Here is a 25,451-nt window from a genome sequence, read left to right on the forward strand (position 1 = left end):
CCCATTCTCACAGAAAAATAAATAATTAAAAATTCTTAAACACCTTAAATTCTGTGCTAATGTCTGATTTTCTTAATAAATTAGATCATTAGTTATGTCTATTATTCTGAGTCAACCACATTTAGCGTCATTGTACTTACTACTCTTGATAATTTCCTGATTGTTGCAATTACTTTTTCAAATCCTTCTTGATCTTGTGTTTGAATTTCGGCAATAACATCATATGCCCCAAAGGTAAGATACGCGTTAGTGACATTTTGCATTTGTTTTAATTCGTCAACGATATATTCTTCGGAGCCTAGATCGCAATTTAATAAAATAAATCCTTTATGCATAATTTGCTCTTGATATAATTTAAAAAGTTCAAGTCTTTAAGTTTTACAGTGTTACCATCTGCTACGTCCGCCGTAACTATTTCTACTTTCCCCGCTATCTGTTCTTCTCTTCCTATTTCTATCGTCTCTTGGGTTTCCTCCTCTAGACCCGCTACCATATCCTCCAGATCGTCCACCTCTAGAATAGTTTGATCTTGATTGACCTCCGTATCTTCTTGATGGTGTTTGTCTTTTTAGAGGATCTGGAATTGAAATTTGAATTCCCATCTCTTGATTCAAGTCTCTAATAGGAACTTTAATTTGACGTTTAATTAAATTCCAATCTCCTACTGACGAATATGAAACAAATGTGACTGCTTTACCTTTTGCCCCTGCCCTTGCGGTTCTTCCAATTCTGTGGAAGTACGCCATCTCTTGATTTGGAATGTCATAATTCACTACTAATTCTACTCTTGGAACATCAATCCCTCTTGATGCAATGTCTGTTGCAACTAGAATGTCTGCTTTTCCATTTCTAAATCTTGCCATGGATTGTTCTCTTCTATGTTGTGACATGTCCCCTTCTATTGCAACTGCATCATATTTTTCCTGATGAAGATACTTTGCAACGTCTCTTGTTCTATATTTTGTTGAACAAAACACTATGCATTGACCCTTTGTTGGTTTGATAAAATCTAAAAGGTACTTGAATTTATCGCGATCCTTTATCACTAAGAATGATTGATCAATTCCCTCTCCACTTAGATCATCTGCATCTAAGAGGAACTGTTTTGGATTTTTAAGATAATCTTCTGATAGTCTTAGAATCTCAGTTGGCATTGTTGCTGAAAACAATGACATTACTCTGTCTTCTGGTGCTAAATCTAAAATAAATTGAATATCATCAATGAAACCCATGTCTAACATTGTATCTGCTTCATCCAGAACAATATGGCTTATGTCTCTCAGCTCTATTGATCCTCTTTTGAGATGATCTATTAGTCTACCTGGTGTTGCAACTACAATCTCCACTCCTCTATGAAGAGCATCTAATTGTATCCCCATACCTTGACCACCATAAATTGTAGCTATTCTAATTCCTGTGTATTTCCCAAATTTTTTAACCTCCTCAGTAATCTGCATTGCTAATTCTCTTGTAGGCGCCATTACTAATCCTTGGATTCCTTTCTTTGGTTGAATCCCCTGTAGCATTGATAATGCAAATGCTGCAGTTTTACCAGAACCTGTATGTGCCTGTCCTACAACGTCTCTTCCTGAAAGTAATACTGGAATTACTGCTTCTTGAATAGCAAATGCCTCTTCAAATCCTTGTTCTTTAATTCCTTTTAGTATGTTGTCGTTTAATCCTAAATCTTGAAATTTTGTCATTTTATTTTCTTACCTTAAGCAATGACGAAAAAGCGCATTGCCACTCGTCATTATTCCGATATTTAATGTGTCGTTAAAGGTCTAATAAACGCTTGTTATTTTTCATGTGTCTAATTGCGCATCAATTATTTTTTTAAAACTTTCAAATGGCTGTGCTCCTTTTAATTCGACATACCCTATCTGATCATTTCCTACAAAAAATCCTGGAGTCCCTGAAACCCCGTAATCTCTTCCATCGTCAAGATCTTTTCTAATCTCTTCGATGTGTTTTCCACTAGTTAAACATGCATCAAATACGCCCTGATCTAGTTTCATCACTGCAGCATATTGACTGAACAAAGCAAGCGCATTCCCAGTATCTTGTTTATCCCATTTGTTTTGATTTTCAAACAACATGTCGTGCATTTCTCTGAATTTACCCTGTTCGTTTGCACATTCTGCTGCCATCGAAGCTGGAAGTGCATTTGGATGAATGCTTTGGATTGGAAAGTCTCTAAAAACCAGTTTTACTTTTCCTTCTTGAATATATTCTTCAAGAATCAATGGGAGTGTCTGTGTATGAAATCTTGCACAAAAAGGACATTGAAAATCTGAAAATTCAATTATTGTAATAGGCGCATCCGTATTTCCTATTATTGGATCGTCATCTATTGAAATTTTTACTGCCGCTGTGGGTTGTTTTGAAGGTAATTGATTTTCTAATATTTTGAGTTCTATTTTTGCAATTGCCCTATCAAGATCTTCTTGATCTATTTGGTTAGAACTCAAACTTGTATATGATCCTGCAAAAAATGCTGCAATCCCTACAACTGCTATTAACATTATAATTAACACGTTAAACGTAGTTTTTTTCACAGACATGTTCTGTCTATTTTGATTTAATTCAACATCGTCCGAACTCATTATCTTTTTTTAAAAGTAATGTATACTTATTCGTATTGTATGGTAATTTATTTTTTGAGAAATTTAAAAACTAATGGCTAGATTAAATTAGAAAGTTTCATGAACTATCATCATCTTTTCCCTCTGAATCTATTTTATACCAATGTGCACATGCATAAAACATATACTTTAAACACAAAAAGTGGAGCCAATGACGGGATCCGAACCCACGACCTGCTGATTACAAATCAGCCGCTCTAACCAGGCTGAGCTACATTGGCACAAATTAAAATGGCCTTTTTGAAGCTTTAAAATGTTACCGGTGGTAAGTCTCTGAACCATTTTAATTGAAAATTATTCATATTATAGGCAGTTTATAATAATGCCTATTTTTGATATCCTTTATGAAATACATCGAACCAATTCGAGTTAAGATTATAATGATTATGTTTTATGCAACTGGTGTTACTGGTATGATAGTTGGATTAACTATTGCTCCTCCTAACTCTGTCATGATTATAACTTTCATGGGTGTACTTAATTTTAGCTTGGGGGCTTTCTTCACGTTTGTCTTTTTGACCCAGGTTAAAAAAGAGCCTGATAAGAGAAAGAAAAAGCGCAAAGGCAATTAAGTGTCTTTTTTTAATTTATGCTGTTTTACTTTGTGTTATAAAAATGAAAAAATTATCTATATCACAAAATATTTTTTATCTCTTCAATTAAAGTATAAATAAGAACTTCCTTTCATGAATTCAGAAATGCTAGACTTAGTTGCCAAAAAATTATTTCTTACAAAAGGCAAAGGTGTGCATGAAGATAGATTAACAAGTTTTGAATATGCTTTAAGAGATGCAGGGATTGCAGGAACTAATCTTGTACTGATCTCAAGTATTTTCCCCCCATATGCTAAACTGGTTTCTAGAAATGAAGGTCTTAAAGCAATTTCACCTGGTCAGATTCTGTTTACGATTTATTCAAAAAATCAAACTAATGAACCTCATAGAATGTGTGCTGCATCTGTAGGAATTGCACAACCAAAAGACAAAAGTAGATATGGTTATCTGTCTGAATACGAGTCTTATGGTCAAAATGAAACTCAAGCAGGTGATTATGCCGAAGATATTGCAGCTCAAATGTTAGCTTCTTCTTTAGGTATTCCATTTGATGCTGACAAAGACTGGGATGAAAAAAGACAACAGTGGTCAATTTCTGGGCAAATATATAAAACTCAAAACATTACACAATCAACAAAAGGTGACAAGGATGGAAAATGGACAACTGTGTTTGCAGCAGCTGTTCTTTTATTGTAATTATTTTCTATATCCTTTAAGATAAAACACTGCAGCTGCAATTGCAACTATTGTGATGATGATTATTACTATTGTAGATTCATCAAATACTGGTTTTTCAGTCTGAAGATCTGTTCCGCCCAGTGAAAACATTAATTCGTCTTTACTTACTGTTGTGTCTTTACCAAAAATATATTTTCCTTGAATTCGTTTCCCTTCTTCAGGATCAAAAACCCATCCTTTTTTTGTAATATCTGTGGGTATTCTTTCATCATTTATGATCTGTGTTGGAATTATGTTTCCTTTTACGTCTGAAACATTTGTGCTTTCGGGTGATAATACTACTACTTGGATTAGAGAATTCAATGGATAAAACCCTGCTGAAAAGTAATCTGATCTTTTTAATTTGTCTGTTTTCAAAAATTCTAAAAGATCTACCTCATTAATTTTTGATGCTGTTTGTGGATAATTTGCTGAAACTCTCAGTTGAAGTAATGAGATATCTTCACTTGGAATTATTGAGAATGTCATTTTTGCATTATCTTGTTTTGAAAGATTTTTTGCAACATCATAAAATCCACCTGAATCTCTAATTATTTTTGGGATTAAAATAGCTGATATTTTTTCATACATCGAGGATGTTTCCTCCATAGGCATGGTATATACTGCTGAGATAGTTCCTTTACCTGAAACCACTCCTGATGTATCTAGTGCAACACTTGTTTCATCATTACTATGGATAAATGTAGAATGCCTTTTGGCTTTTGTGTCAAACACCTCGTTTATTTCACTAATGAATTGTTCTGATACCATTAGTGTTCTATTTTGAATCTGTAAGAAATTTTTATCTGCCTGATTTCTTTTTACATTTATCAAAATACATGATTGATTATCAACTCCCAAAATACATTGGTTTTGATTTGTTATTATTACTGCTGATATGTTCCCGTTTTCTCTTATTCTTTTCTCTAATTCTGATGGAATTTTTATTTCCTGAATACTTGTGCTTTGCAATGTTATTGATGCTGTGACATTTTGAGATATGCTTTTGTCTATCAATACCTGTGCCATCTCTTGAAATGTAGCAAGTCCTACCTCTTGTGAATATGAATAATTTACTGAAATTCCTAATAATGTTATCATTATAATTGTAAATAGTATTTTTAACATAAGTTGACACTTTGTGATGAAAATATTAAATTTACTGATTAACAGTCGTGTAGGAGTTTATGATCATCATCCTCTTTGGTACAGCATACTGTAATAATGATTAGTACATTTGATACAAATCTTGATTGTATGACCTTATTATTTTCATGATTTATCAAAAAGTTTGCAATTATGCTGCTTTCTCATAATATCATGTAGTTTTTTATCCTGATATTGAATCTATAATCTAACTTTTGTCATGTTTTCTTCCTCATTTACTTTTTACTTTGTTTAGTAAAAGATTTTCCAATATATGCAATTCTTTAAAAATCCCAATATGTTAACATCACATAATGGCATATTTTGAGCATTTACGAGTATGTAAGGAATGTGGAATTATATTCACCAAACTTACAGCAGGCAAAATATTCTTAGCATGCCCCAATTGTAAGAGTCCAAGAAGAGGTAAAATCGAATTGGAACATCTAAAAGAAGAAAATGATCACGTCACAGAACAAGAATCTCGGAAACAAATAAAATAATTTACAACTAACTCCCAAAATAAGACTAGGATACTTTCAACGGTTACGCTCTTCAGAACATACCCTTCTGTTAAATGCACTCATATTCCCTGTTACAATGTACACATATTCTTAAACTCATGATTCCATTGTATGCTTGAGAGATATATTCAAGATCAATTGTTACATCCACTGTTAATCTCTAAATTTACTCTCTCGCGTGATTGATAAAAAAGAAATAGTTTGGCTATCTTAATTTCTTTATGTTCTATTCTTACTGTAAAGATGATTTAGCTGTTATCTATAGTATACTGATGCAAAGATTACAGATGTGATCATAATTATTGTTTTTATTTCCAGATTAATTTTCTATTTAATAACAACCTGGATTATTCATAAATCCTTCTGATGTTTATATCTCAAATCAAAATTTTCAATAAAATCAAATTCTAATTTAATTTAATAAAAATAAAAAACAGGTGATTTCATAATGCTTTCCAATTCTAAATTATTAAATTTATTTTTAATTTTTCTTGTTTGTTTTCTTTTCATAACTCTATCTTGTGTTATAATTAATATTCACATCTATGTTGTCATCTAGATAGTTGGCCCTTATTCCATTGTCTGTTGATATTTTTCAGCATCCTATAGTTCAATTAATTGCCGTTTTGAGTGCATCTGGAATTGGTTTGTTTCAAGGGATCATTTTGGGACGAGCGATTCTTGTTAGATTTCCACGTTTACAAAATCATCTCAAGAAAGTATCAGTAACTTTGTTTGTATTATTTTTGATAAATGCTATTCTTAGTGTACCTCGTTTTGCATCTCCTGAAAAAATTGTTATTTCAAATTTACCTGCAAGTAATCTTGATGAACTAGTGTCTACATTATTTTTAATTTTTGGTATGAATACTGGTTTTCTTACTGTGTTAGCAATTTCTGTAACTGTGATGAGCTTTGTTGTTTTGAAATTTATACATCTGAATATAATTTCAAAACTCTTTGTTTTCTTTTTTAGCGCTCTATTACTTATACTGACTGCTGTTAGTAGGTTTACCGATCTTACACCTAGCACATTTGAGGTTTTATTGTATTTTCTTTATCAGCTAGGAATCACTATAGGTATTCTAGTTGGTACTATCAGAAAAATTAGATCAAAAAAATAGTCTTAAAATAATTTCAAACATTTAAATCAGATTATAGTTAAATTTGAAGTGACATCGAATTCAAACCGTTCGGGGAACAAGCTGACAGTTCATGCGTTGAACTGTCAGCCCCATTTATTAAAAAATTTAATTTAATACTGATAATGCTTTAACTTGATCTCTAACGTAATCAAAACCTTCTTGCCAGAATTTTGGAGACCTAATATCAAACCCATGTTCTGCAAGAAGTTTCTCAGGTTTTTTAGACCCTCCTGCTGCAAGAATATCTATGTATGATGGAACAAAGTCTTTTCCTTCTTTTTTATATCTTTGAAATAACGATACTGCAAGCAAGTTTCCAAAAGAATAAGCGTAGCAGTAAAATGGCGTGTGGTAAAAGTGAGGTATGCAACTCCACTCTATTGCAAAGTCTTCAGACAGTCCAACTGAATTTCCAAATTGCATTTTGAGGTTTTGCAAATATGTCTTTGAAATCTCATCAACTGTAGTTCCATCTCCTATCTGCTTGTGAGCATCTACTTCAAAGATTGTAAAAAATGATTGTCTGAGAATTGTTGCATACAAGTCATCTATCTTCTCTGATAACATGATCTTCTTTTCATCATCTGAAATTTTCTCAGAGATATTATCATACAGTAATAATTCTGAAAATGTAGATGCTGTTTCTGCTAATGGTAACGGTGCATCTTGAACAAGAATTGATCTATCTTGTGCTGTTTGACTGTGTACGGCGTGACCTAATTCATGAGCAAGAGTGAAAACATCTCTTGATTTCCCAGTAAAGTTTACGAGTACATATGGCGTGATTTTTGGAGTCAGCGTGCTGCAAAAAGCACCATCTCTCTTACCTTGTCTTACTTCTGAATCAATATGGTTTTCATTGAATACTTTTTTTGCATATCCTTCTAATCTATCACTGAATCTTCCAAATGACTCAAAAACTAACTTTACTGATTTGTTATATGAATAATTTTTTTCTTTTATGTTTATTGCTGCGGGTGCATACAAATCATATCTTCTCAATTTCTTCATCTTTAGCATTCTTGCTTTTTGAATAAAGAATTTCTGAAAGACGGGGGCATTTTTTTTACACACCAAAAGAAGTGACTCTATAGTTTTATCGTCAACATTATTTCCAATATTTCTCATAGAAATTGGACTTTTGTATCCACGAATATCCATGCCCTCATCTTTCCAATTAAGAACAATGTTTTGATATATCTCTCCTACAACTCCTTTGTTTTCTGAATATTTTGTAAGGATTATTTTATAAGCTGTTTCTCTGATCTTTGGATTTGCACTTCTTACATAATTTGTAATCTCTTCTCTTGTCATTGATTTGGTTTTATTTCCGATCTTCATCTTATATTCAAACACATTTGTAATCTTATCATACAACTTTACAAGTGCTGAAATTCCAGTTACATCTAACGTATTGATGATTCGCTCTTCTGGTTCACTTAGTGCATATTTTGCAAATAATCTTTTATGTGATAAATACTCTGTAATTTCTCCTGCATCTTTCATGAGCCTTTTTGCATTTTTCTCGTCAATTTGCATCTTCCACCATAAATCGAAAAATAATATTTTGTTTGAAATCTCAGAACCTAACTTTGACATTCTTGTCATCAATGATGTTGCTTCATCTGATTGTGTATCTGAAGAATATGATAATGATGCATAACCTCCAATTTTACTCATTTTCTCAGATATTTCTTCTATTTCATGTAAAATACTCAAAAACTTTTTTGATGACATTTTAGGGTCTAACCTTGATTTTATTTTTTCAAATTTTTCTGCCTGTTTTTCTAACTCCCTAATCCGCTTTTGAAATTCAGGACTTTTTGGATTCTTTGTTAATTCCGATAAATCCCATCTCCCAAGTTGGTATTCTGTCACACTTTTTTCTATTTTCTGACTATTAAAAAATGAATCTTAACTTTGAATACAATGTTTGCATGGAGTAAAACCTTCTTTTTTTGCTTGATCAAGCATGTCTGGAATAAAATACTGTTTACTGTCTTTTTTTACTTCGTAGATGTCGCACTCTACTTTAGTTACCGCTAAGTGGTGTACAATCATTTTTGATTTATTACCTAGATACCCTGCCATGATCGAAACTACTTTTGTAAATCTCCAATACAGTAGACACAACTAACATATCCTTCTGAATTAGCCTGACCGAAGGTATCTGGAATAAAATACCTTCTATGTACTATTTTAATTTCATCTATTTCACAATCATCTGTCTGATTATTGAGATCATGAACTTGTTTTTTGTTATTGTCTCCATAATAAATTGCCATGCGTTATATGGAACACAAGTAGTATAAGTCATTGATTATTCATCACTTTGATACTAATTTGGCAAATATGATATATATGAAAAAGAAGTTATTCTTTATAGTGAACTAGAAGTGAATCTTGTGTAACTGGTAAAACTGCTATTATGTTTTCACCCTTTTCAGCTAAAAATGCGTTAACTACATCTTGAAGGTAAACTCCTTGTTCTAGATACTTTGATTCAAAATATCTAATTTTATGAATCATCATTGTTTCTAATTTGATTGTACAGTATTAATGATTCTAAACTATTGAATCTAATTCTGTATTTTACATTGTTTGTAAGAACATCTTTGATATCTTGATTTCTTCTGAATGTTGAAATTGATAATGGACTCCTTTCTGAAACCTATGTGATTTTTTATTTAATTTATGTTGATGACTAAAATTTATAGATTTTTTGTAGAAATTAATCTTATTATAATAAAACATAGAGAATTACGCGCAGATTTCGGAAATTAAGCCGGTATATATCATAGAGAATGCTATCTAATACATGTTCAAAAAAATAATTACAAACCTGAAATTTGGTGTTTGCAAAACCTCCATCGCACATGATGATATACATGAATTAAAAGAATCTGAAAAAAAGAAAGAAAAGGATGTAACTAAATAGCATGAAATATCGATGCCAAAACTGTACCTTTCATTGGGAAGGAAACTCTGATACCTTTGATAAAGTACTCGTACATGAAAAAACTCATTTGGAAAAAATAAGTGAGCATTTACTTTGATGGATTCATAATTCTAAATAAAATGTCTATTCGCTGTAAAGTTTGTAATACTACAAAGATTGTAGATGCTAAAACAAATTCTCATGTAAATTGGGAATGTCAGACTTGTGGCAACACTGTTGATGCACATGGAAACGTTGTTTCATTAGATTAATTTTTTATATTTGATTTATTATTTGTAAAATATTATTTTGTTTATGTAGATTGTAATCTGATTTTCAATCGTAGACCATTAAATTTTTCTCTTCCAGTAAACTATGAATCTGATTAACAGAACGATGGACATCTTTTTCTAATTTAGCTCCTACACATACGAGTTTTCCTGATGAGAAAATCAGAATTACTGTTTTTGGGTCAAGCATTCTGTGAATCAAACCTGGAAATTGTTCTGGTTCATACATACTTCGTGGCAAAGTTCTTGCTGCTTGTTCCAAACTCACTTTACCTCCAAGGTTAATTGATGATACAATATTTTGAATTGTTACAATTGGTTCGCTTTTTATTTTGACTTTTCCTTTTCTTAATAGTTCAACTACTTTTTTTACTGCAGTCTCAGCTAATTCTTGTGATTTGGCACCTGTACATACCATCTTTCCTGAACCGAAAAGCAATGTAGCTGTTTTTGGACTCTTTAGTCTGAATACTGCACCTGGAAACTGTTCTGGATGATATTCAACTGCTGGGAATTTTTTTGTAATGTCTACAAGATCTAGTCTTTGATTAATTGTTGCAGAAGCAACTACATTGACAATTGCAATCACTGGTCTTGTTTGCGTCATTTTTTATTATTGCTTCCCTGCCTGCATATCTATATTTTGATCTAATCTTAAACCCTTGTATCTATTTCTTATTGTCACTTCAGTCACATTTGCAGCCTCTGCAATGTCTCTTTGAGTTCTATCCTCTCCGTTTCTTACACATGCCAAGTATAATGCTGCTGCTGCAAGACCCATTGGATCCTTACCTGCAGATTCTTCATGTTCTTGTGCATCTTTGAGAACTTTTACTGCGTAGCGTTTTGTTCTTTCTGAAATTTGTACTTTACTTGCAATTCTTGAAACACATTGCACAGGATCTACTACTGGCATTTTTAGATCTAATTCTTTATGCAGAATTCTATAACACCTTGCAATATCTTTTCTCTTTATGTTCCCTGCATCTGAAACATCTTTTAATGTTCTAGGAGTCTCAGTGTCGCGACATGCGGCATAAAGAGCTGATGCAATTAAAGCTGAAATTGAGCGTCCCTTTACCAATCCCTTCTCCAATGCTTTTCTATACACATACGCTGCCTTTTCAATTACAGGATCTGATAGAGAAAGTTTGTCCTTTAATGTTGCCAATTCACTTAGTGCTTGTCTAAGATTTCTGTCTGATGATGCGTTAACTTTGCTTCTACTATCCCAAGTTCTTAGTCTTTCAATAGTACTTTTCATTGAAGTTGAAAGTGGTTTACCTGAGGCATCTTTGTTTACTGGATTGATAATGGTGGCTAAACCTCTATCATGCATTGTAAGTGATGTTGGAGCTCCTGTTCTTGTAGGATCTGTTCCTCCTTCTTTTGAAAATGATCTCCATTCTGGTCCGGAATCTTGTAATGTTTCAGAAACAACAAATCCACATTTTCCGCAAAATCTTTCACCTGTGACGTTGTCTGTCAACATACTGTTTTTTCCACAGCGTCCACAGATGCCATCTGCATTGATAGTCTCTAGAACCAATAATATAACCAATGTTGATTATTTTGTTTCCTATAAATAGTGGACTATTTGCCTTTTTTTACGAAAATCCGGTCATTTTCATGCCTAAAATCATGATTTTCAATTTTTCGTAGAACTATTAGATTGTGTTTTTACTGATTTTAAATACTATGATCTCAAAAGTGAGAATTTTAATGTGCTTTAACTATCAAGCATATGATTGAATATAATGGGTGATGATATGTTCTGTCATTGCAGTTCTTATGATCATGAAAAAACTGATGAATGTTACATAATACGATGTTCGTTTTATTTGATCGATCATCATGGAACATTTGGTAAAAACAAATAAGATTGTACTAAAAATGATTATGACAAAAAAGAATAATTTTAAACTCAACAAGAAAAGAATTCAAAAAAGACTGGTCCATTTTTGATGGTTTTAAATTTTCAATCCGTGTTCTTAATCATGCAATAAATTTGGCAAAATTTACTGTTTCGAAAATTATTGGGGTTTTTGTAATCCCTAGTAATGTTGCTCCTTTGCATATAGATAATTTATTTGATCCTGATGGGTTATTGAATAAAGTAAGGTATAAAGCAAAACTGAAAAAACACGGAGAAAAAATCTTAGATCATGCAAAAAAATATGTGCGCAGAATAGTGTTGAATTTACAAAAAAATATTTTGTTTGGAAATCCTGGAAATGGCATTGTTACATTTGCAGTAAACAAAAAAATGGTATTGTGATGATTGTAATGAGTTCACGTGGACATGGCCCTGCCAATGATGTACTGCTAGGAAGTGTTTCTTATACTGTAATTTACAAATCAAAAAAACCAGTAATGATTATAAAATAATCTTCATTTATAACTAATAATTACCTATCTGCTTATTCTCTCAGTTCTTTTATTATTATCTAATTTGAAAAAATATCTTTTTATGGTATGAATAATTCTTCTTTTTCCCACTAATTCTAAAATTAATATTATTGTAGTTGGAATGAGAAATTTCTGACATTCTTTTTTGAATGGATTAGTTTAGTTTTAGGATTAATGATTCTAATTTCTACCACTGCTCTATATGAGCGGAGACAAATCTTTCGATTCTTTGTTGGCAGAAAATAATTTTATCTTGTGTGGCTTGTTTGTTTGAGAATCAAAAATATTCTTTATGAATATAGCACCACTTCCAAATGTCTCCTGGAATTGCCTTCATTACAGGATGACCTGTTTCCTCAAAGTGTTTTGTTGCATGTTTTCCAATTGATGAATCACAACAACCAACATGCCCACATGTTAGACACATCCTGATTGCTACCACTGGAAGACGTTCTTTTTCACACTCTTCACAGCCTTTTGTGTTTTGTTGCACGTCTTCTTTTTTCTGTGAGAAATGTTCACATTTTTTTGACATGTTCCTATTTTTTTATAGTATCTTTGTATCTCTTTATTGATTCTATAATTACGGTTTTTGCCTCTTTTGCTGATTTCCACCCGATGATTTCAACTTTCTTGCCTTCCAAGTCTTTGTAAACCTGGAAAAAATGTGCTATTTCTGAACGATAATGATCCTCCATATTTGTGATGTCTACTGTATGCAGATATCTAGGATCATTTGTAGCAACGCATATTATCTTGTCATCTAATTTCCCATCATCTTTCATTTGTAGTAATCCTATTGGTCTAGCTTCAATTAAAATTCCAGGATATGTCTGGTTTGTTACTAATACCAATGCATCCAGCGGATCTTCGTCGTCGGACAATGTTTGAGGGATTAACCCATAATCTCCTGGGTAATGAAATGGGGAGAATAAAACTCTGTCTAATTTCATCATGTTGTATTTTTTATCATATTCATATTTGTTCATGGAACCCTTTGGAATCTCTACGATCACATTAATAATTTCTGGAATATCTGTTCCTGGCTCAATATCATGCCAAATGCTCTTACTCATTTTCTAGTACTTGGGCATCTTGCTCAGTATATGAATTCTGTGAATTATAATATGTTAGAAGAATTAGATTATTTTATGTATTATGCTAGGGTGTCTATGTTTGGAATTACTTTGTAGATTTTAACAATATATTTGCCTTCAAAGATGTTTATTGCTTCCCCTGTAGTAGCATCCACATTTCTTACTCTAAATTTGTATTCATAAGAGCCATCTCCTTTTACATCAACTTGTGCAAAGTGGACTGGATCTTCTCCCTTGTAAAATTGAATAATCACTGGATATCTTTCAGCAATATCATCTGCTTCCCCCTTGACTGATCCCCAAGGAAGTTTGTTGTTTTCAGGAACATACATTGTAGTAATTGTTTCCTCTAGACTTATTTTTTCATTAATTGGAGTAACTGTTACATGATTTGATTGAGCAGAAGTATCTGGAACTACCATCACTCCAAATACCGTCATGACTGACACAATTAACAAAATACTTAATTTGGTACTCATTTTGATTACATTATTTTGTAGTTACTTAAAAAATTTATCATTAATTTATTCCAATATATCTATGGTAGTTCTTCTTCAATATCTGAGCATGATTTATGAACCCACTGATCTTTTGAGTTTTTTAGTATCTCTTTACCTGTTTTAATTGCCTCTCCGCACTCTATACATTTTCCATTGAATCGGGCTTTCATGATTGTTGTATGTTTCTAACCTAATTTAACTAGTCCCATTTTTGCTTAAAATAGCCAAGATTTGGTAGTGATAATTAATTAGTACTAAAAATAACTCGGATGGAATTCACTTACTAAAATGAGCATATTTTAGGTTCGTTAGTTCATATCTGACTAAACGAGGGTTAGAACTTGTCTCAAAAAAAGTCCCAATTATAAATAAATAAAGTTCATAGTAATTTTGTTACATAAATTTTTCTGAAATGTTCTAATTATCTTGCAATTTGATGTTACATCTTCTCATAAATTTTTTCATTTTCATAATAGGTGCCACTCTATTATCTAGCAGATTTAACCCACTTTTTTTGGATCTTCAAATACGATGTATGACCACTATTGCAGAGTACCAAGACCATGTTCTAATACAAGTGCGATTTTTAAATTATCATCATCTTTAACATATCAAATTTTATGAGATCCAACTTAAACGATCTCTTAAATCATTGTTTTTCTTTTTGACTAGACTAGATCTCAAGTCCAAATGATTCTGCAATTGTAGAAAATTTCTGATATGATTCCAAGTACTGCCTCCCTTTTTGGGTAATCACAAATGTATTTTTCCCATCATATTCAATTCTATTGACCAAGTCACTTCCAATCAAATTTGACAGTAATTTCGATAACCTAGAATGTGATAAGTTGGCCTTAGAAATTAGTGTGGTTGTTTTGATTCCTTTCTGTCCTGACTCTTCAGTTGCAGTAAGAATGTCCCCTACAATTTGCATGCTTGTTCTGTACGAGACCATGAAAAGCATGCCAAATTCTCTATTATATAGATTGGTATTGCTTACCATTCATTACCATTCATTACCATTAATATATATACCCGTGTTAGAGTTACATGATATGAGCACACAAACTCAAACAAGCGATGTATATTCAACGTCCAAGCAAAATGTTCAAAAATACTTTGAAAATTTTTCAAAAATATCTCCTCAGTATTTTAAATCCATAACAGATTTGCAAAACGAATGCATGAAAACATGCGAAAAAACAATCAACGCTTCAATATCTGTACAACAAGAGTTTACAAAAAAAATTGGGATCACAACTGATATTCCTAGTACTACAACAACTGCAATTACAGATGCTAGCAAGCAAATTGTTCAGGCAAGTATAGTAAACAATCAATTTGTAAAAACAACAATTGATGCAACTGTACAGAACATTATGACATACAATAATAACATAAATGCATTTGTTGAATTAAATAAAAATATAATCCAGTCATGGATAACCCCATTCACACTAAAAAACTAGTGTGATTAATTTTCTTTTTTTCCTAATCAGCAATATATCTACAATCGTTAATTTTAGAAAAAATACTTCAAAGTTTTTTCATTAAAATTTATAAAAAAAATAAAATAAATTACAATTAAAAAAATATTTTAGAAAAAAAATAGTTTGGACTACGATGATTATTTTGATTAATTGAAATTAAATAAAGTGTGCTTTCTTTCTAATATTGTGTTTAAGATAAAGTAGTAATTTCTTTTTTACTTTGATCATCAGGATCATAGCCTCTCTTTTTGTGAATTGAGTCAATTACTCCTTTGGTAAACTTGTCAAATTTTTCATCTTTCATAGAATCTATTACCTCATCAACTGTTTTATTCATATCAATTTTTTTACATAGGCGATCAGCCTCAGAGCAATAGGATTCAATATATCTTTGTATGTAGTCATACTCTGAACCCTCAATCCCAATTTCCCGTCTTCTTTGGCTTAACCTTTCTCTCCAAGTTATACTCATTGTATCTATTTCTATTATAATTTATGGAATTTAAAGATATAAAGAATAATTCAAAAAAATTGCATTTTTCCATTGGGATTTTGCACTCCTGATTCCTTATGATTCTAAAATCTTACTCTTTCTTATCTTCTTGTATATTTCTTTTATGAATAATTAATTGATTTTTTTGTTAAAACCCTACTATAGCCATTCCAATAATTGCTCAAAATAATGAGTGAGCTGGTTTATACTCTAATGAAAATTCTGTTGTAAAATAAAGAGCAATTATGGCCATCATTTTATCTTAACCCCTTGTTGGTTCCAATCATCTCATAAGATTCTACATCGTATGGAATTTTATATACTTCTTGAAATCCTCCAGAAGAATAACCTCCAACATAGAGAAGACTATTTTCAGAGTCAGCTGCAATACTTGAGACAGTAAGATCTATGTTTTGCCTGTTCTCCCATGATTTGCCATGATCATCAGAGTATACAATCCCAAATGTTTTGACTGATGCAAACAATCTACCATTATCATCAAATGTTAATGCAAAAACTGTCATTCCTTGATATGTGTCAAGTTGAGTCCATGTTTGGCCACTGTCATCCGACTTGAAAATACCGTTACCAGTACCTGCATAGATTAGTTTAGAATTATCAGGAGAAATTGCCAAAGATAAAATATATTCTGGATATTCTAGGTGTTCCCAAGTTTTTCCAGCATTAGTAGTCTTGAATAGTCCTCTTGCACCGCTATCAAAACCAATTATGATCTCAGGATTTTGTTTACTTATTGCCATGGCGTGAAAGTCAACTGGTGGCTCGATTACATTGGAAACAGATTCCCAAGTAATACCGCCATCACTGCTTTTTATCAATCCTGTGTTTCCTCCAGTAGATGGATGGCCACTTGCATACAAAGGAATTCCTGGAATTGGCGGTGCGCTAAATGCCATATAGTCAGATCTTACCTTGTCCACTTTAATTGGAGGTCCGCTGTTAATGCTTTGGTAAAAATCGCCATGTGTTGCAATATATAAAATAGAATGATCTGAAGGATCCAACCCCACACCATGAACATGACGCCAGTCAATTATTCTGAGATCATCTGATTCAACCTTACTGGTATTTGGAGTATCTGAAATTTGAGACGAACCAATTAAAACAATTGTAACAATAACAATCAATGCAATGCCGGCAAATAATTTTCTTGAGATCATGTTTTACAGACAGTCTCAGGAGATTAAGATGATATTTGTATTTTATTCCACATGTAATCTTGCAAACTTACCATTGGATATTCGATAAGCAAATCATAGATTTATGATATAAGGTCACATCTTATATCCAAGATATGTCGATTTTACAATTGTAAAATCTACTATTGATGTATCTGATTGTCTATACTATGATGAAATAGAATGTATCTAAAACAAATACACAAATCAAACACAATGCAAGACATCACCTACTAGGGGATAAAGGTCTCAGTTGGAGTCATCTTCATCGCATACGGAATACAGAAATTCGATCCAATATGGAAACAATACCTAATCGGTTTTGGATTACCTCCCAAACTGTAAATCCCGATAACTGGAATGACTATCAAAATCTTTTCTGTAATCATTCCTGTCTAAATATTGAATTATTTTCCTGCAGAATTGATTGTCTCTTTCCAAATTGTCTTGATGCAAAGATTGCGATAAATATTGACAATATTAAAATCAAAACTACAACTGTACCAAACTCTGGAATTGTATTGTTTTGATATGCATGATTCAGATTGCTGTAACTTGCACCTGGTACAAATCCCCCTCCCATAACATAGATTGTATCACCTACTGTAGATGAGAACAATCCTTGTCTTGGTACAGGCAGTGGCTGCAACGTATACCATGTGTCCTCTTCTGGGATATATGCCTCGTTTTCATCAAATGTTTTGACCGTGTCCTCTCCTCCAAATACAAAGATCACCCCATTAAGTTCAGATGCAGTAATACCGTTTCTTGCAGTAGGCATTGGTGTCAAGGTTTCCCAAGAGTCACTTTGAGGATCATAAACCTCATTGACATCTAGATTTCCGATCCCTTTTGCAAAACCTCCTATGACATACATCTTTTCATCAATCACAGAAGTTGCAAAATGTTCTCTTGCAGTAGGCATACTGGCTTTTGTTTCCCAAGAATCTGTATTCGGATCATACTGTTCAACTATACTGTATGTTTCATCACTTCCAAATCCCCCAACAGCATAAAGTTTGTCTGAAATAAATTCTGCAGACAACGCACCTCTTGCAGTAGGCATATTCTCTCCAAAATCCCATGTGTCTGTATCTGAATCATAAATCAGTAATACACTTGATGCAATCCAGTTACCTGTGTATCCTCCTATGACATAGATTTTTCCTTCATGCGATACTGCATCCATGTGATGGAGTGTCAATGGGATTGGAGATGCATTCGTCCATGAATCAGTTATAGTGTCATAAACAAAAACTGTACTTGTATCCTTATCGTTGTTGTCCAGACCTGCAATGACATAGACCCTATCATTGAGAGTTACTGCAGCACTAGATGTTCTGCGTTCTGGAAGTTCAGACATATTGTTCCATGATTCGGACGGTTCATGTTCCTCGGCAAGGGATTCAGGCAGTGAGAACAATACAAAACAAATGGATAATATTATAATTGTAAATAGTGATTTTTCTTTTATTCTACATGAATGAAATTTTCTAATCTTGAGTATCATGGATGCATCATTTGATGTGTACTATTACCTTTCATCAAATCCTGCATTTTTTTTATGTGTTGTTTGATTAGTTCCATCATTTTTTGATTGAATTGTGTTTCATCTAGTTTCTGTGATCGAAGTTCTTGGAATTGCTTTGTATGTTCAATCATTAATTCAATCATCTTGTCTCTGGTCTGTGGATCTTCTGCCATTTGCGTTATCATACTATCGTTCATCATTTCTTTGCCCATCATACCTTGACTGTTTTCTGAACCCATCAAATTTCTCATATGTTCCATCATTTCGGCATTTTCTGTCATGTGACCCATCATTTGCAGTCTCATTTGATCATCATTCATCATAACGGATAACATCTCCATCGTAAAATCATGATTGCTCCTCATAATCTGGGCCATCTGCCCTGCATGCTCTGCACTTGACATCCATTCCTTCATCTGTTCAGGGTTTTGCCTCATGTGGGATATCACTTGATTCCTGCCCTCCTGACTCTCCAAAAACTGATTCATCATCTGCTGTCTGGAATTAGGATCCTGCATTGCTTGTTGCATCTGTTGCGGTGACATTGCATCAAGGTTCATCGAATCTGGCATGCTGTTACTCTGTAATGCGGCATATCCTATTCCAATACCTGCAATGAAAACACCAACTACAATTGCAATCCATGTCATCTGATTAGTCATATCTATACGATAATACTAATCCTGGCATATTAAATAAAACCATTTACATTTGTAAAGTCACATTACTCCATTAGATTTCTGGTGATGGACTCAATTTTTCCCTTGAATTTTTCTTTGTACATTGTTTTACATGAAGTACAGCAGAAAAACCACATGGCTTATTCATCTGACACAACATAGAGAGCACATTATAAAATAGATCACTGATTAATCTATCTCATGTGTTTTTTGTACATGTTCAAAAGGATTTGTAAACAAGTGAACGTCGCTACCAATCCAACTTCTGTCATGGAATATTTAATATAAAATTAACAATAAACATGATGGTATCAAAATGAAAAACTTGTTTAATTTAATATTATATAATCTGATAAATTTTCATTGTCATCCTGCTCTACTTTATTGAGTATGTAACCATACTAATTTCAAATTGAACATATATGATACAAGATCAATTTCATGTACAATTTGTAAACAAGTATTGGTAAAGTTGACTATGATACAGAAATTATCCGTTTAAAATGTGTTCAGTGCTTAAACACTACTCATGTTAAAGCCAAAATATCTTTACATAATTTCTCATTATCTATTATTCTATGTTTAAATTAAAACAATTCAATTGTAAGTGCCAAAAATACTATTGTCTAAATTCAGTTTTTGATCAAAACAAACTTTGTGCTGAATGTTTTTATGGAATACATGAGGTTGTAAAGAATTAAATCAATTCAACATGTTTTACGTATTATTTATAGCAATTATGAATAGTAACTCCTGATATTGCAGAAACATTTGAGATCTTTTGTTGGTACAAATTCAAGATTGTTTTGATGCTTGTCAGTAGAGTATGGTGAATGCAACTGTATCTGGTTTTTTTCCTGCAGTTAATTTTCTCTTTCTTGACAACTCCATCGTTTGGAACTTTTCTGGAGTCAACTTACTACTCTACTTCGGTCTATGTGATGTGGGATTGTTTTATGCCCATCAAGAGTTTTTTTAACTATGGATTCAATGCTAATTGCTGCCTATGTAGTCTCTTTCTTACTATTCTTTTCAAATAAAATTTTGTTATTTTTTGTAATCTTTTCAATTCTACCAACTGGAATGGTTTCAAAGTTTTCAGATATTCTGATAAATTCAAGTAATGTTGTCTCGATGATTTTTTCAAAATCTCTGTAGAAAATTTTGTAAGTGTCTACCTCATTTCCAAAACGCGCTTTGCTGAAAATTTCATAAATCATTCCTTTTTTTGTCATACCTTACTTGAATTATTACAATAATTCAAAAATACTATGTTTTTCATGAACAGAATTTCAAGAGAAACGAAAAATAGTTGCTAACCTAAAAGAAACCATGAGAACTCTTCATCTTGAAAAAAAAGGATTACGAGGTTGGCAATATCTGAAAGCTTTAGACAACATACTGCAAACTCTATTTTTTCTGGTGTTGTAATGAGACGAGATTTTGTAATTGATGGATTCGTTTTTGGAACTGCCTCCATAGAAGGTGATGATGCTACCATGTTGTCTTGAAGATGTATGATGAACTCCAAAGACCAGATGTTGGTTATGTCTTGATTTCAGGATTGATAGTTTCAATGTTTAATATCATTGACATCAAAAAATTATATCATTCTTTGAAAATTCCGATAATTGGAATATCTTATAATGATTCGCTGGGTATTGAGAGTGCTCTAAAGTATCATTTCCCAGATTCATTCGAATCAAAAATTTCTTTATATCAAAAATTAGGAAAAAGAGAAAAAATTACATTAAATACATCTCATGATATTTTTATCAGAAAAGAAGGTTGTAATCTGATCGATGTAGAGTATCTGCTAAATGGATTGACATTATATGGTTCTGTTCCAGAACCTATACGTGTTTCTCAATTACTTGCAAAAACATTACTTCAGAAAAATTATCATTCTAAATTTATTGGGATCTCCATTATTCATTATTAATTGCAAGAGCGAAAGGTTCATAGTATTTATGAATCCGAATAAGATTAGTTATTTACATGGTTATACTATATGCAATCATAGGTGCAATCACTACTATTGGAGTTGTCTTACTTCGACATTATCTTGAAGAACGTAAAAAACAACCTAGAAATGATAAATTTTGTTATAGTTGTAATCTAAATTTTCCAAATAAATACAACGTATGTCCAAAATGTGGAATAAAATTTGGTAATTAAAATAATCTTACAACAACATAAATCCAGAAATCACCCTCACAGGGGTAAAAAATGGACGCAGTATTATTTATGATTGGCTCTAAACGTTAGATTCTCAATTCTTTTTTTTGATTTGAGCCACTGACGAGATTAGTCAATTTTCGTTAGATATCTACATAATTTCTACCCCTAGAGTTTTATCAATATGATAAATTACAATCAAAAAACTTTCATTAGATTTTTTTGAGAGTATTATTGTGGGCAATTCTTTTCCAGAAACTAAATTACGGATACGTATGAGCTCTCATGATGCACATTACGATGGGAATCTTGTTGATGGTGCACAAATTCTTAATCTTTTTGGAGATTTAACTACTGAATTAACAATTCAATATGATGGGGATGAGGGCCTTCTTCAAGCTTATGATAAAGTTGAGTTTTTAGCTCCAATATACAGCGGAGATTTTATTGAAGTCACAGGAAAAATTACTGAAGTCGGAAAAACTAGTAGAAAAATAAACTTCGAAGCATACAAGGTGATTTCTCCAAACAAAGGCAATACAAATGAAAGTGCTTGTGATGTACTTGATTCACCAATTCTTGTAGCAAAAGCAACTGGTACAAGTGTTGGTAATTCTAGAAAAACAAAGAAAAGGAAAATTTTAGATTTTATTTTTCTACTCTATCTCCTCTAAAGTCTCTTCCTATCATAACTAAATAAATTTTGAATGTACGGTGTTCTGATACTTGTAATGTAAAACATAGTTATCTTTTATTATTGCTGCTGATGAAAACACTAATCACCTCAATCAAAAAATTCAATATATTAATTAATACTTGGTTGCTTTGAATTGTTTTTTTGATATGAACTTTCAGTTTTTATGTTAGTAATACCAATAAAAAAAGAAAAGATAAGTTTTGGCTAGTTATGCCATTTTATTTCAGTCATTTGACTGCGAAGATCATTTAGCTGTTCTCGAAGCGAGTCTGCCTGTACGTCATCACCATCAGCGATAGCATTCTGGAGTTGTTTTAGAATCTCAAGAAACTGTGATTTTAGATTATCTTTTGCTACGTTTCCGGTTCCTTGATCAGAAAGTTTTTTCTCTATTTTTGCAATCTTGTTTTCGATTTGCGCAGGATCAGATAATGTCTTTTCATAGTTTCCTCCTTCTTGTTGTTTGTCATGAGAGTATCTGTTGTCTCTGCCTTCTGCCATCATCATAGAGTGATCAAACTCTTTTGTTACCTGTGTGGTGTTTGTGGCATCTGCTGCATCAACTACAAATACTGTTGTACTCATTGTTTCTGATTTGGATTCCATGTTAATCTCAACTAGCGTCCATACGACGAATTTGTCGCCATTTTCATTGACTGCTATACCGATACTGCCTTTCATGACATCAAGTCCTGCATCTTCTGCCAAGGATGCTGCCTCACTGAACTTTACAGTTACTTTCGATTTTAAGTCCTCATGAACTGCCTTCATGTCTGTTTCTTTAGTCATTTCAGGGATTGGTATTGCACCTGTAAATCCTTTAACTTTGATTGTCATGTGATGTTTCTTAGAATCATATTTCATCTTGTCTTCAGAATGTTTTTTGTATTCGTTACTGTATTCTTCAATGAATGCTTGTTTTCCTGCTTCATCAAGTGAGCAGTACTCATTCATCTTTGCTATTATCTCTTCGGTTTTGTTATACTCTGCAATCAGTGAAGATTGCTCATCCGCAGACATTTTGCAGTATCTGTTTATCTTTTCTGCCATGTCTTGTTTGATATCTTTCTTTACACTATGATCATAGGTGGCATCACTCTTACTACTACCATCTGCCCATTGTTTTTCTTGGCCAGGTTCTGCTATAACATATGGTGTTGCTGCTACAAACATTAATGCAAATACTGCTGCAAATGCTGGAAGTACATACTTTATCTTTGTATTCATTAATCTGCCAATGAGGCTTTACTGATAAAAGTTACGAACAAGTGATCTGTAACACTCTTCATGATTATATATAAAACGTAAATCGGTGGTTTGCGAGTTAGAATTTTCTAGATTTCACAAAAAAAAAAGTCTACTTGATTCTATCTTACTATTGCTATGAACATCTCATTTGGTTCTACTGTATTTTTAAAATTAAAGAAAAGTAATTAATTATTTCAAGATGAATAATCAAAATAAACCTGGTATTCTAGTGATAAGTTCAACATAGAACGAATGTGGCTTATTAGTAATGATGACATGATCTAATTGATATGAAATAAAAACTGATACAAAAAGAACAAGAAGACGATATTAGTCGAGAAACTATTCTGTTGAGAATAAAAGAGACATTCCTAAGCTAGGAATTTTTATTTTGTTATTATTGAATTTATTTTACTACATCAATATATTAGATTAATTATAGAAATTTTCACTCTAATCCAAAATTTAGATTTCCTTAAAGAAAATCCCTTTGAACTATCAATTTGATAGTACATTATAACAATAACTAATAAAACCAGAAATCATTGTATTGGGATTTTGGTTTGATTAGTTTCCAGCTTGATCAAGATATCAGGATATAGAGAAGCTGAGATGCAATTTTTGAGGTCAGAAAATACCTCGATTGAAAAGATTGAGGATGGGAGATTTTATTCAGATACTAGGATCTCAGATTTTCAAAGATATGTAAAAAATATGATAAAGAAAAAGCCAAATTCATACAGTATAAAGTATGTATCAAATGTGTATCCAACTTTTTGGACCGTTTTTCTTGAAAAAGACATCCAGGTGGATGGGATGGTGTTTCTTTCTAGTTTAAAGTCAGATAACAATGACGAGTCATTTGGATGGTATGTGTATCCTGATTATGTCTCAGAGAGTTCTAAAAAAATTTTAAGAAAAATAAACCAGACCTTTTCAGATGAATGGAATACAACAGAATGGACAATTAGATAAACTACTGGTTTGTTTGGAATAGAACTAGACTATAAAGTGTTAAATAATTTTCAATTCATTGATAGAAATCTTGTTTGTAAAAACCGATTCTAAGAAATATTAATAAATCATAAGTCAGTTGTCTAAGAGTAACGATGGAGACAAACCGAATTGCAGGATATGTTGTCATATTGATAGCAGTTGGGGGTGTTGCAATTGCTGTTTCCCTTTGGGACAGTGATGGAGACAAAATACCAGATATCGTTGATAATTGTCCAGATGTGTATAATCCTGATCAAGCAGATTCTAATGGCAATAAGATTGGAGATGCATGTGAAAATATAAACTCTGGAGATTCTTCACGTTAAAAACAAATTTGCTTAAATAAGTTGTAAATTAGCTGTAAATACATCATCGCTTGATTAGAATTTTAAATATACTAAATCACAACATCACACTATACGGGATTAGTCTAAGATATCTTTCCTTATTGGATGATATCCTCTTACGCTCATTATTACTTGAGGGTTTTGTAACTTTTGAGATGATTGATGGTATAATTCCTTGTAATGGTTTGTAAAGTCTTTGCCATTTTCTGGGTTCTCATATGATTTCTTGTTTGTAATATCATCAATCCATGTTCTATAGTTTTTGTTTGTAACGAATTGTAATTTCTGATCTAGCCAATTAATATGTGATTTAAGAAAGGATGTAAAATTATGAGATACAAAGACAAATTGAATCCATGCATTGTCAGTTAACTGAATAAGATTTGATATTTGTGTGATTAATTGATGTGAATTATTTTTATCAAGTATAGTTGTGTAATGACCATGATATAGTGAAACATCAAATATTTTGTATTTGGTATCGACTTTAAACCAATCATGTATGGAATGTTCTAGTTCAACAAACATGGCTCTCCTCTTGCGTTTATCTTTTCAAGTGTGATCTCCAATAGATGTTATAATAAAGTGCGTCTTATTTTAACCCCACATGGGGGATGGACCGGATGG

The 25,451-nt window shown here is 32.2% G+C and carries 36 protein-coding genes and 1 tRNA gene; 14 read left to right on the plus strand and 23 right to left on the minus strand.

What is annotated here, in order from left to right:
- Positions 1-101: 101 nt before the first annotated feature.
- From OEM44_07155 to OEM44_07170, 4 genes are all read right to left on the minus strand, one after another.
- Positions 102-335, minus strand: coding sequence for an Lrp/AsnC ligand binding domain-containing protein (locus OEM44_07155; protein MDH3516577.1), 234 nt, complete (start codon positions 333-335; stop codon positions 102-104).
- Positions 336-386: 51 nt separating this feature from the next.
- Positions 387-1,703, minus strand: a complete 1,317-nt coding sequence (locus OEM44_07160) for a DEAD/DEAH box helicase (protein ID MDH3516578.1) — start codon at positions 1,701-1,703, stop codon at positions 387-389.
- 102 nt (positions 1,704-1,805) lie between these two features.
- Positions 1,806-2,606 carry a DsbA family protein gene (locus OEM44_07165; protein ID MDH3516579.1) on the minus strand — a complete coding sequence of 267 codons (801 nt, stop codon included), beginning with the start codon at positions 2,604-2,606 and terminating at the stop codon, positions 1,806-1,808.
- A gap of 182 nt (positions 2,607-2,788) precedes the next feature.
- Positions 2,789-2,866: transfer RNA gene (locus tag OEM44_07170), tRNA-Thr, on the minus strand.
- 123 nt (positions 2,867-2,989) lie between these two features.
- On the opposite strand from OEM44_07170, the gene OEM44_07175 reads away from it, so the two are divergent.
- Positions 2,990-3,217, plus strand: coding sequence for a hypothetical protein (locus OEM44_07175; GenBank protein ID MDH3516580.1), 228 nt, complete (start codon positions 2,990-2,992; stop codon positions 3,215-3,217).
- 114 nt (positions 3,218-3,331) lie between these two features.
- Positions 3,332-3,895 carry an arginine decarboxylase, pyruvoyl-dependent gene (locus OEM44_07180; GenBank protein ID MDH3516581.1) on the plus strand — a complete coding sequence of 188 codons (564 nt, stop codon included), beginning with the start codon at positions 3,332-3,334 and terminating at the stop codon, positions 3,893-3,895.
- On the opposite strand, the gene OEM44_07185 is transcribed toward OEM44_07180, so the two are convergent.
- Positions 3,896-5,044, minus strand: a complete 1,149-nt coding sequence (locus OEM44_07185; GenBank protein ID MDH3516582.1) for a hypothetical protein — start codon at positions 5,042-5,044, stop codon at positions 3,896-3,898. It lies immediately after the preceding gene.
- Between the two features lie 332 nt (positions 5,045-5,376).
- On the opposite strand from OEM44_07185, the gene OEM44_07190 reads away from it, so the two are divergent.
- On the plus strand, positions 5,377-5,565 hold the full coding sequence (locus OEM44_07190; GenBank protein ID MDH3516583.1) for a hypothetical protein: 189 nt from the start codon (positions 5,377-5,379) through the stop codon (positions 5,563-5,565).
- Positions 5,566-6,149: 584 nt separating this feature from the next.
- Complete coding sequence (locus OEM44_07195; GenBank protein MDH3516584.1) at positions 6,150-6,710, plus strand: hypothetical protein; 561 nt, start codon at positions 6,150-6,152, stop codon at positions 6,708-6,710.
- 126 nt (positions 6,711-6,836) lie between these two features.
- On the opposite strand, the gene OEM44_07200 is transcribed toward OEM44_07195, so the two are convergent.
- The 4 genes from OEM44_07200 to OEM44_07215 all read right to left on the minus strand — a co-directional run bounded on the left by OEM44_07200 (position 6,837) and on the right by OEM44_07215 (position 9,263).
- Positions 6,837-8,609, minus strand: a complete 1,773-nt coding sequence (locus tag OEM44_07200; GenBank protein ID MDH3516585.1) for a M3 family oligoendopeptidase — start codon at positions 8,607-8,609, stop codon at positions 6,837-6,839.
- A gap of 36 nt (positions 8,610-8,645) precedes the next feature.
- A complete protein-coding gene (locus tag OEM44_07205) occupies positions 8,646-8,822 on the minus strand; it encodes a hypothetical protein (protein MDH3516586.1) in 177 nt (58 codons plus the stop codon).
- 8 nt (positions 8,823-8,830) lie between these two features.
- Complete coding sequence (locus OEM44_07210) at positions 8,831-9,016, minus strand: hypothetical protein (GenBank protein MDH3516587.1); 186 nt, start codon at positions 9,014-9,016, stop codon at positions 8,831-8,833.
- A gap of 88 nt (positions 9,017-9,104) precedes the next feature.
- Positions 9,105-9,263 (minus strand): hypothetical protein, encoded by a 159-nt coding sequence (locus OEM44_07215; protein ID MDH3516588.1) that lies wholly within the window; start codon positions 9,261-9,263, stop codon positions 9,105-9,107.
- Between the two features lie 507 nt (positions 9,264-9,770).
- Between OEM44_07215 and OEM44_07220 the strand changes: the two genes are divergently transcribed.
- The gene (locus tag OEM44_07220) at positions 9,771-9,941 is read left to right on the plus strand and encodes a hypothetical protein (GenBank protein MDH3516589.1); all 171 of its coding nucleotides are present in this window, start codon (positions 9,771-9,773) and stop codon (positions 9,939-9,941) included.
- Between the two features lie 64 nt (positions 9,942-10,005).
- On the opposite strand, the gene OEM44_07225 is transcribed toward OEM44_07220, so the two are convergent.
- Both OEM44_07225 and tfb read right to left on the minus strand, forming a co-directional pair.
- Positions 10,006-10,566, minus strand: coding sequence for a TATA-box-binding protein (locus OEM44_07225; GenBank protein MDH3516590.1), 561 nt, complete (start codon positions 10,564-10,566; stop codon positions 10,006-10,008).
- Positions 10,567-10,572: 6 nt separating this feature from the next.
- Positions 10,573-11,508, minus strand: a complete 936-nt coding sequence (tfb, locus tag OEM44_07230; protein ID MDH3516591.1) for a transcription initiation factor IIB — start codon at positions 11,506-11,508, stop codon at positions 10,573-10,575.
- A gap of 459 nt (positions 11,509-11,967) precedes the next feature.
- On the opposite strand from tfb, the gene OEM44_07235 reads away from it, so the two are divergent.
- Together OEM44_07235 and OEM44_07240 are read left to right on the plus strand one after the other, a co-directional pair.
- Positions 11,968-12,237, plus strand: a complete 270-nt coding sequence (locus OEM44_07235) for a hypothetical protein (protein ID MDH3516592.1) — start codon at positions 11,968-11,970, stop codon at positions 12,235-12,237.
- 8 nt (positions 12,238-12,245) lie between these two features.
- Complete coding sequence (locus OEM44_07240; GenBank protein ID MDH3516593.1) at positions 12,246-12,347, plus strand: universal stress protein; 102 nt, start codon at positions 12,246-12,248, stop codon at positions 12,345-12,347.
- A gap of 298 nt (positions 12,348-12,645) precedes the next feature.
- Here OEM44_07240 and OEM44_07245 read toward each other — a convergent pair whose 3' ends face one another.
- From OEM44_07245 to OEM44_07265, 5 genes are all read right to left on the minus strand, one after another.
- Positions 12,646-12,903 (minus strand): UBP-type zinc finger domain-containing protein, encoded by a 258-nt coding sequence (locus OEM44_07245; GenBank protein MDH3516594.1) that lies wholly within the window; start codon positions 12,901-12,903, stop codon positions 12,646-12,648.
- Positions 12,904-12,907: 4 nt separating this feature from the next.
- Positions 12,908-13,444 carry an inorganic diphosphatase gene (locus tag OEM44_07250; protein ID MDH3516595.1) on the minus strand — a complete coding sequence of 179 codons (537 nt, stop codon included), beginning with the start codon at positions 13,442-13,444 and terminating at the stop codon, positions 12,908-12,910.
- An 80-nt stretch (positions 13,445-13,524) separates the two neighbouring features.
- Entirely contained in the window at positions 13,525-13,944 is a 420-nt protein-coding gene (locus OEM44_07255; protein ID MDH3516596.1) for a hypothetical protein, read from the minus strand.
- Positions 13,945-14,003: 59 nt separating this feature from the next.
- Positions 14,004-14,135, minus strand: a complete 132-nt coding sequence (locus tag OEM44_07260) for a hypothetical protein (protein MDH3516597.1) — start codon at positions 14,133-14,135, stop codon at positions 14,004-14,006.
- A 503-nt stretch (positions 14,136-14,638) separates the two neighbouring features.
- The gene (locus OEM44_07265) at positions 14,639-14,920 is read right to left on the minus strand and encodes a winged helix-turn-helix domain-containing protein (GenBank protein MDH3516598.1); all 282 of its coding nucleotides are present in this window, start codon (positions 14,918-14,920) and stop codon (positions 14,639-14,641) included.
- 229 nt (positions 14,921-15,149) lie between these two features.
- On the opposite strand from OEM44_07265, the gene OEM44_07270 reads away from it, so the two are divergent.
- A complete protein-coding gene (locus OEM44_07270) occupies positions 15,150-15,434 on the plus strand; it encodes a hypothetical protein (GenBank protein ID MDH3516599.1) in 285 nt (94 codons plus the stop codon).
- Between the two features lie 211 nt (positions 15,435-15,645).
- On the opposite strand, the gene OEM44_07275 is transcribed toward OEM44_07270, so the two are convergent.
- The 5 genes from OEM44_07275 to OEM44_07295 all read right to left on the minus strand — a co-directional run bounded on the left by OEM44_07275 (position 15,646) and on the right by OEM44_07295 (position 20,593).
- Entirely contained in the window at positions 15,646-15,927 is a 282-nt protein-coding gene (locus tag OEM44_07275; GenBank protein ID MDH3516600.1) for a hypothetical protein, read from the minus strand.
- 278 nt (positions 15,928-16,205) lie between these two features.
- The gene (locus tag OEM44_07280) at positions 16,206-17,129 is read right to left on the minus strand and encodes a hypothetical protein (protein ID MDH3516601.1); all 924 of its coding nucleotides are present in this window, start codon (positions 17,127-17,129) and stop codon (positions 16,206-16,208) included.
- 403 nt (positions 17,130-17,532) lie between these two features.
- Positions 17,533-18,657, minus strand: coding sequence for a galactose oxidase (locus OEM44_07285; protein ID MDH3516602.1), 1,125 nt, complete (start codon positions 18,655-18,657; stop codon positions 17,533-17,535).
- Positions 18,654-19,328, minus strand: coding sequence for a hypothetical protein (locus OEM44_07290; protein MDH3516603.1), 675 nt, complete (start codon positions 19,326-19,328; stop codon positions 18,654-18,656). The genes OEM44_07285 and OEM44_07290 overlap by 4 nt, the downstream gene beginning before the upstream one ends.
- A gap of 1,034 nt (positions 19,329-20,362) precedes the next feature.
- Positions 20,363-20,593: a DUF504 domain-containing protein gene (locus OEM44_07295; protein MDH3516604.1), complete on the minus strand. Its 231-nt coding sequence runs from the start codon at positions 20,591-20,593 to the stop codon at positions 20,363-20,365.
- 135 nt (positions 20,594-20,728) lie between these two features.
- Here OEM44_07295 and OEM44_07300 point away from each other — a divergent pair, with 135 nt between their 5' ends.
- The 4 genes from OEM44_07300 (at position 20,729) to OEM44_07315 (ending at position 22,210) form a co-directional block, all read left to right on the plus strand.
- Entirely contained in the window at positions 20,729-20,869 is a 141-nt protein-coding gene (locus tag OEM44_07300) for a DUF99 family protein (protein MDH3516605.1), read from the plus strand.
- Between the two features lie 2 nt (positions 20,870-20,871).
- The gene (locus OEM44_07305) at positions 20,872-21,300 is read left to right on the plus strand and encodes a DUF99 family protein (protein MDH3516606.1); all 429 of its coding nucleotides are present in this window, start codon (positions 20,872-20,874) and stop codon (positions 21,298-21,300) included.
- 56 nt (positions 21,301-21,356) lie between these two features.
- Positions 21,357-21,536: a hypothetical protein gene (locus OEM44_07310; protein ID MDH3516607.1), complete on the plus strand. Its 180-nt coding sequence runs from the start codon at positions 21,357-21,359 to the stop codon at positions 21,534-21,536.
- 275 nt (positions 21,537-21,811) lie between these two features.
- On the plus strand, positions 21,812-22,210 hold the full coding sequence (locus tag OEM44_07315; GenBank protein ID MDH3516608.1) for a 3-aminobutyryl-CoA ammonia lyase: 399 nt from the start codon (positions 21,812-21,814) through the stop codon (positions 22,208-22,210).
- A 227-nt stretch (positions 22,211-22,437) separates the two neighbouring features.
- Here OEM44_07315 and OEM44_07320 read toward each other — a convergent pair whose 3' ends face one another.
- A complete protein-coding gene (locus OEM44_07320) occupies positions 22,438-23,460 on the minus strand; it encodes a hypothetical protein (protein MDH3516609.1) in 1,023 nt (340 codons plus the stop codon).
- A gap of 633 nt (positions 23,461-24,093) precedes the next feature.
- Here OEM44_07320 and OEM44_07325 point away from each other — a divergent pair.
- Both OEM44_07325 and OEM44_07330 read left to right on the plus strand, forming a co-directional pair.
- Positions 24,094-24,456: a hypothetical protein gene (locus tag OEM44_07325; GenBank protein MDH3516610.1), complete on the plus strand. Its 363-nt coding sequence runs from the start codon at positions 24,094-24,096 to the stop codon at positions 24,454-24,456.
- Positions 24,457-24,590: 134 nt separating this feature from the next.
- Entirely contained in the window at positions 24,591-24,803 is a 213-nt protein-coding gene (locus OEM44_07330; protein ID MDH3516611.1) for a thrombospondin type 3 repeat-containing protein, read from the plus strand.
- Between the two features lie 99 nt (positions 24,804-24,902).
- Here OEM44_07330 and OEM44_07335 read toward each other — a convergent pair whose 3' ends face one another.
- Positions 24,903-25,352: a hypothetical protein gene (locus tag OEM44_07335; GenBank protein MDH3516612.1), complete on the minus strand. Its 450-nt coding sequence runs from the start codon at positions 25,350-25,352 to the stop codon at positions 24,903-24,905.
- Positions 25,353-25,451 lie beyond the last annotated feature (99 nt).

Source organism: Nitrosopumilus sp. (genome assembly GCA_029862745.1).
Lineage (GTDB): Archaea > Thermoproteota > Nitrososphaeria > Nitrososphaerales > Nitrosopumilaceae > Nitrosopumilus.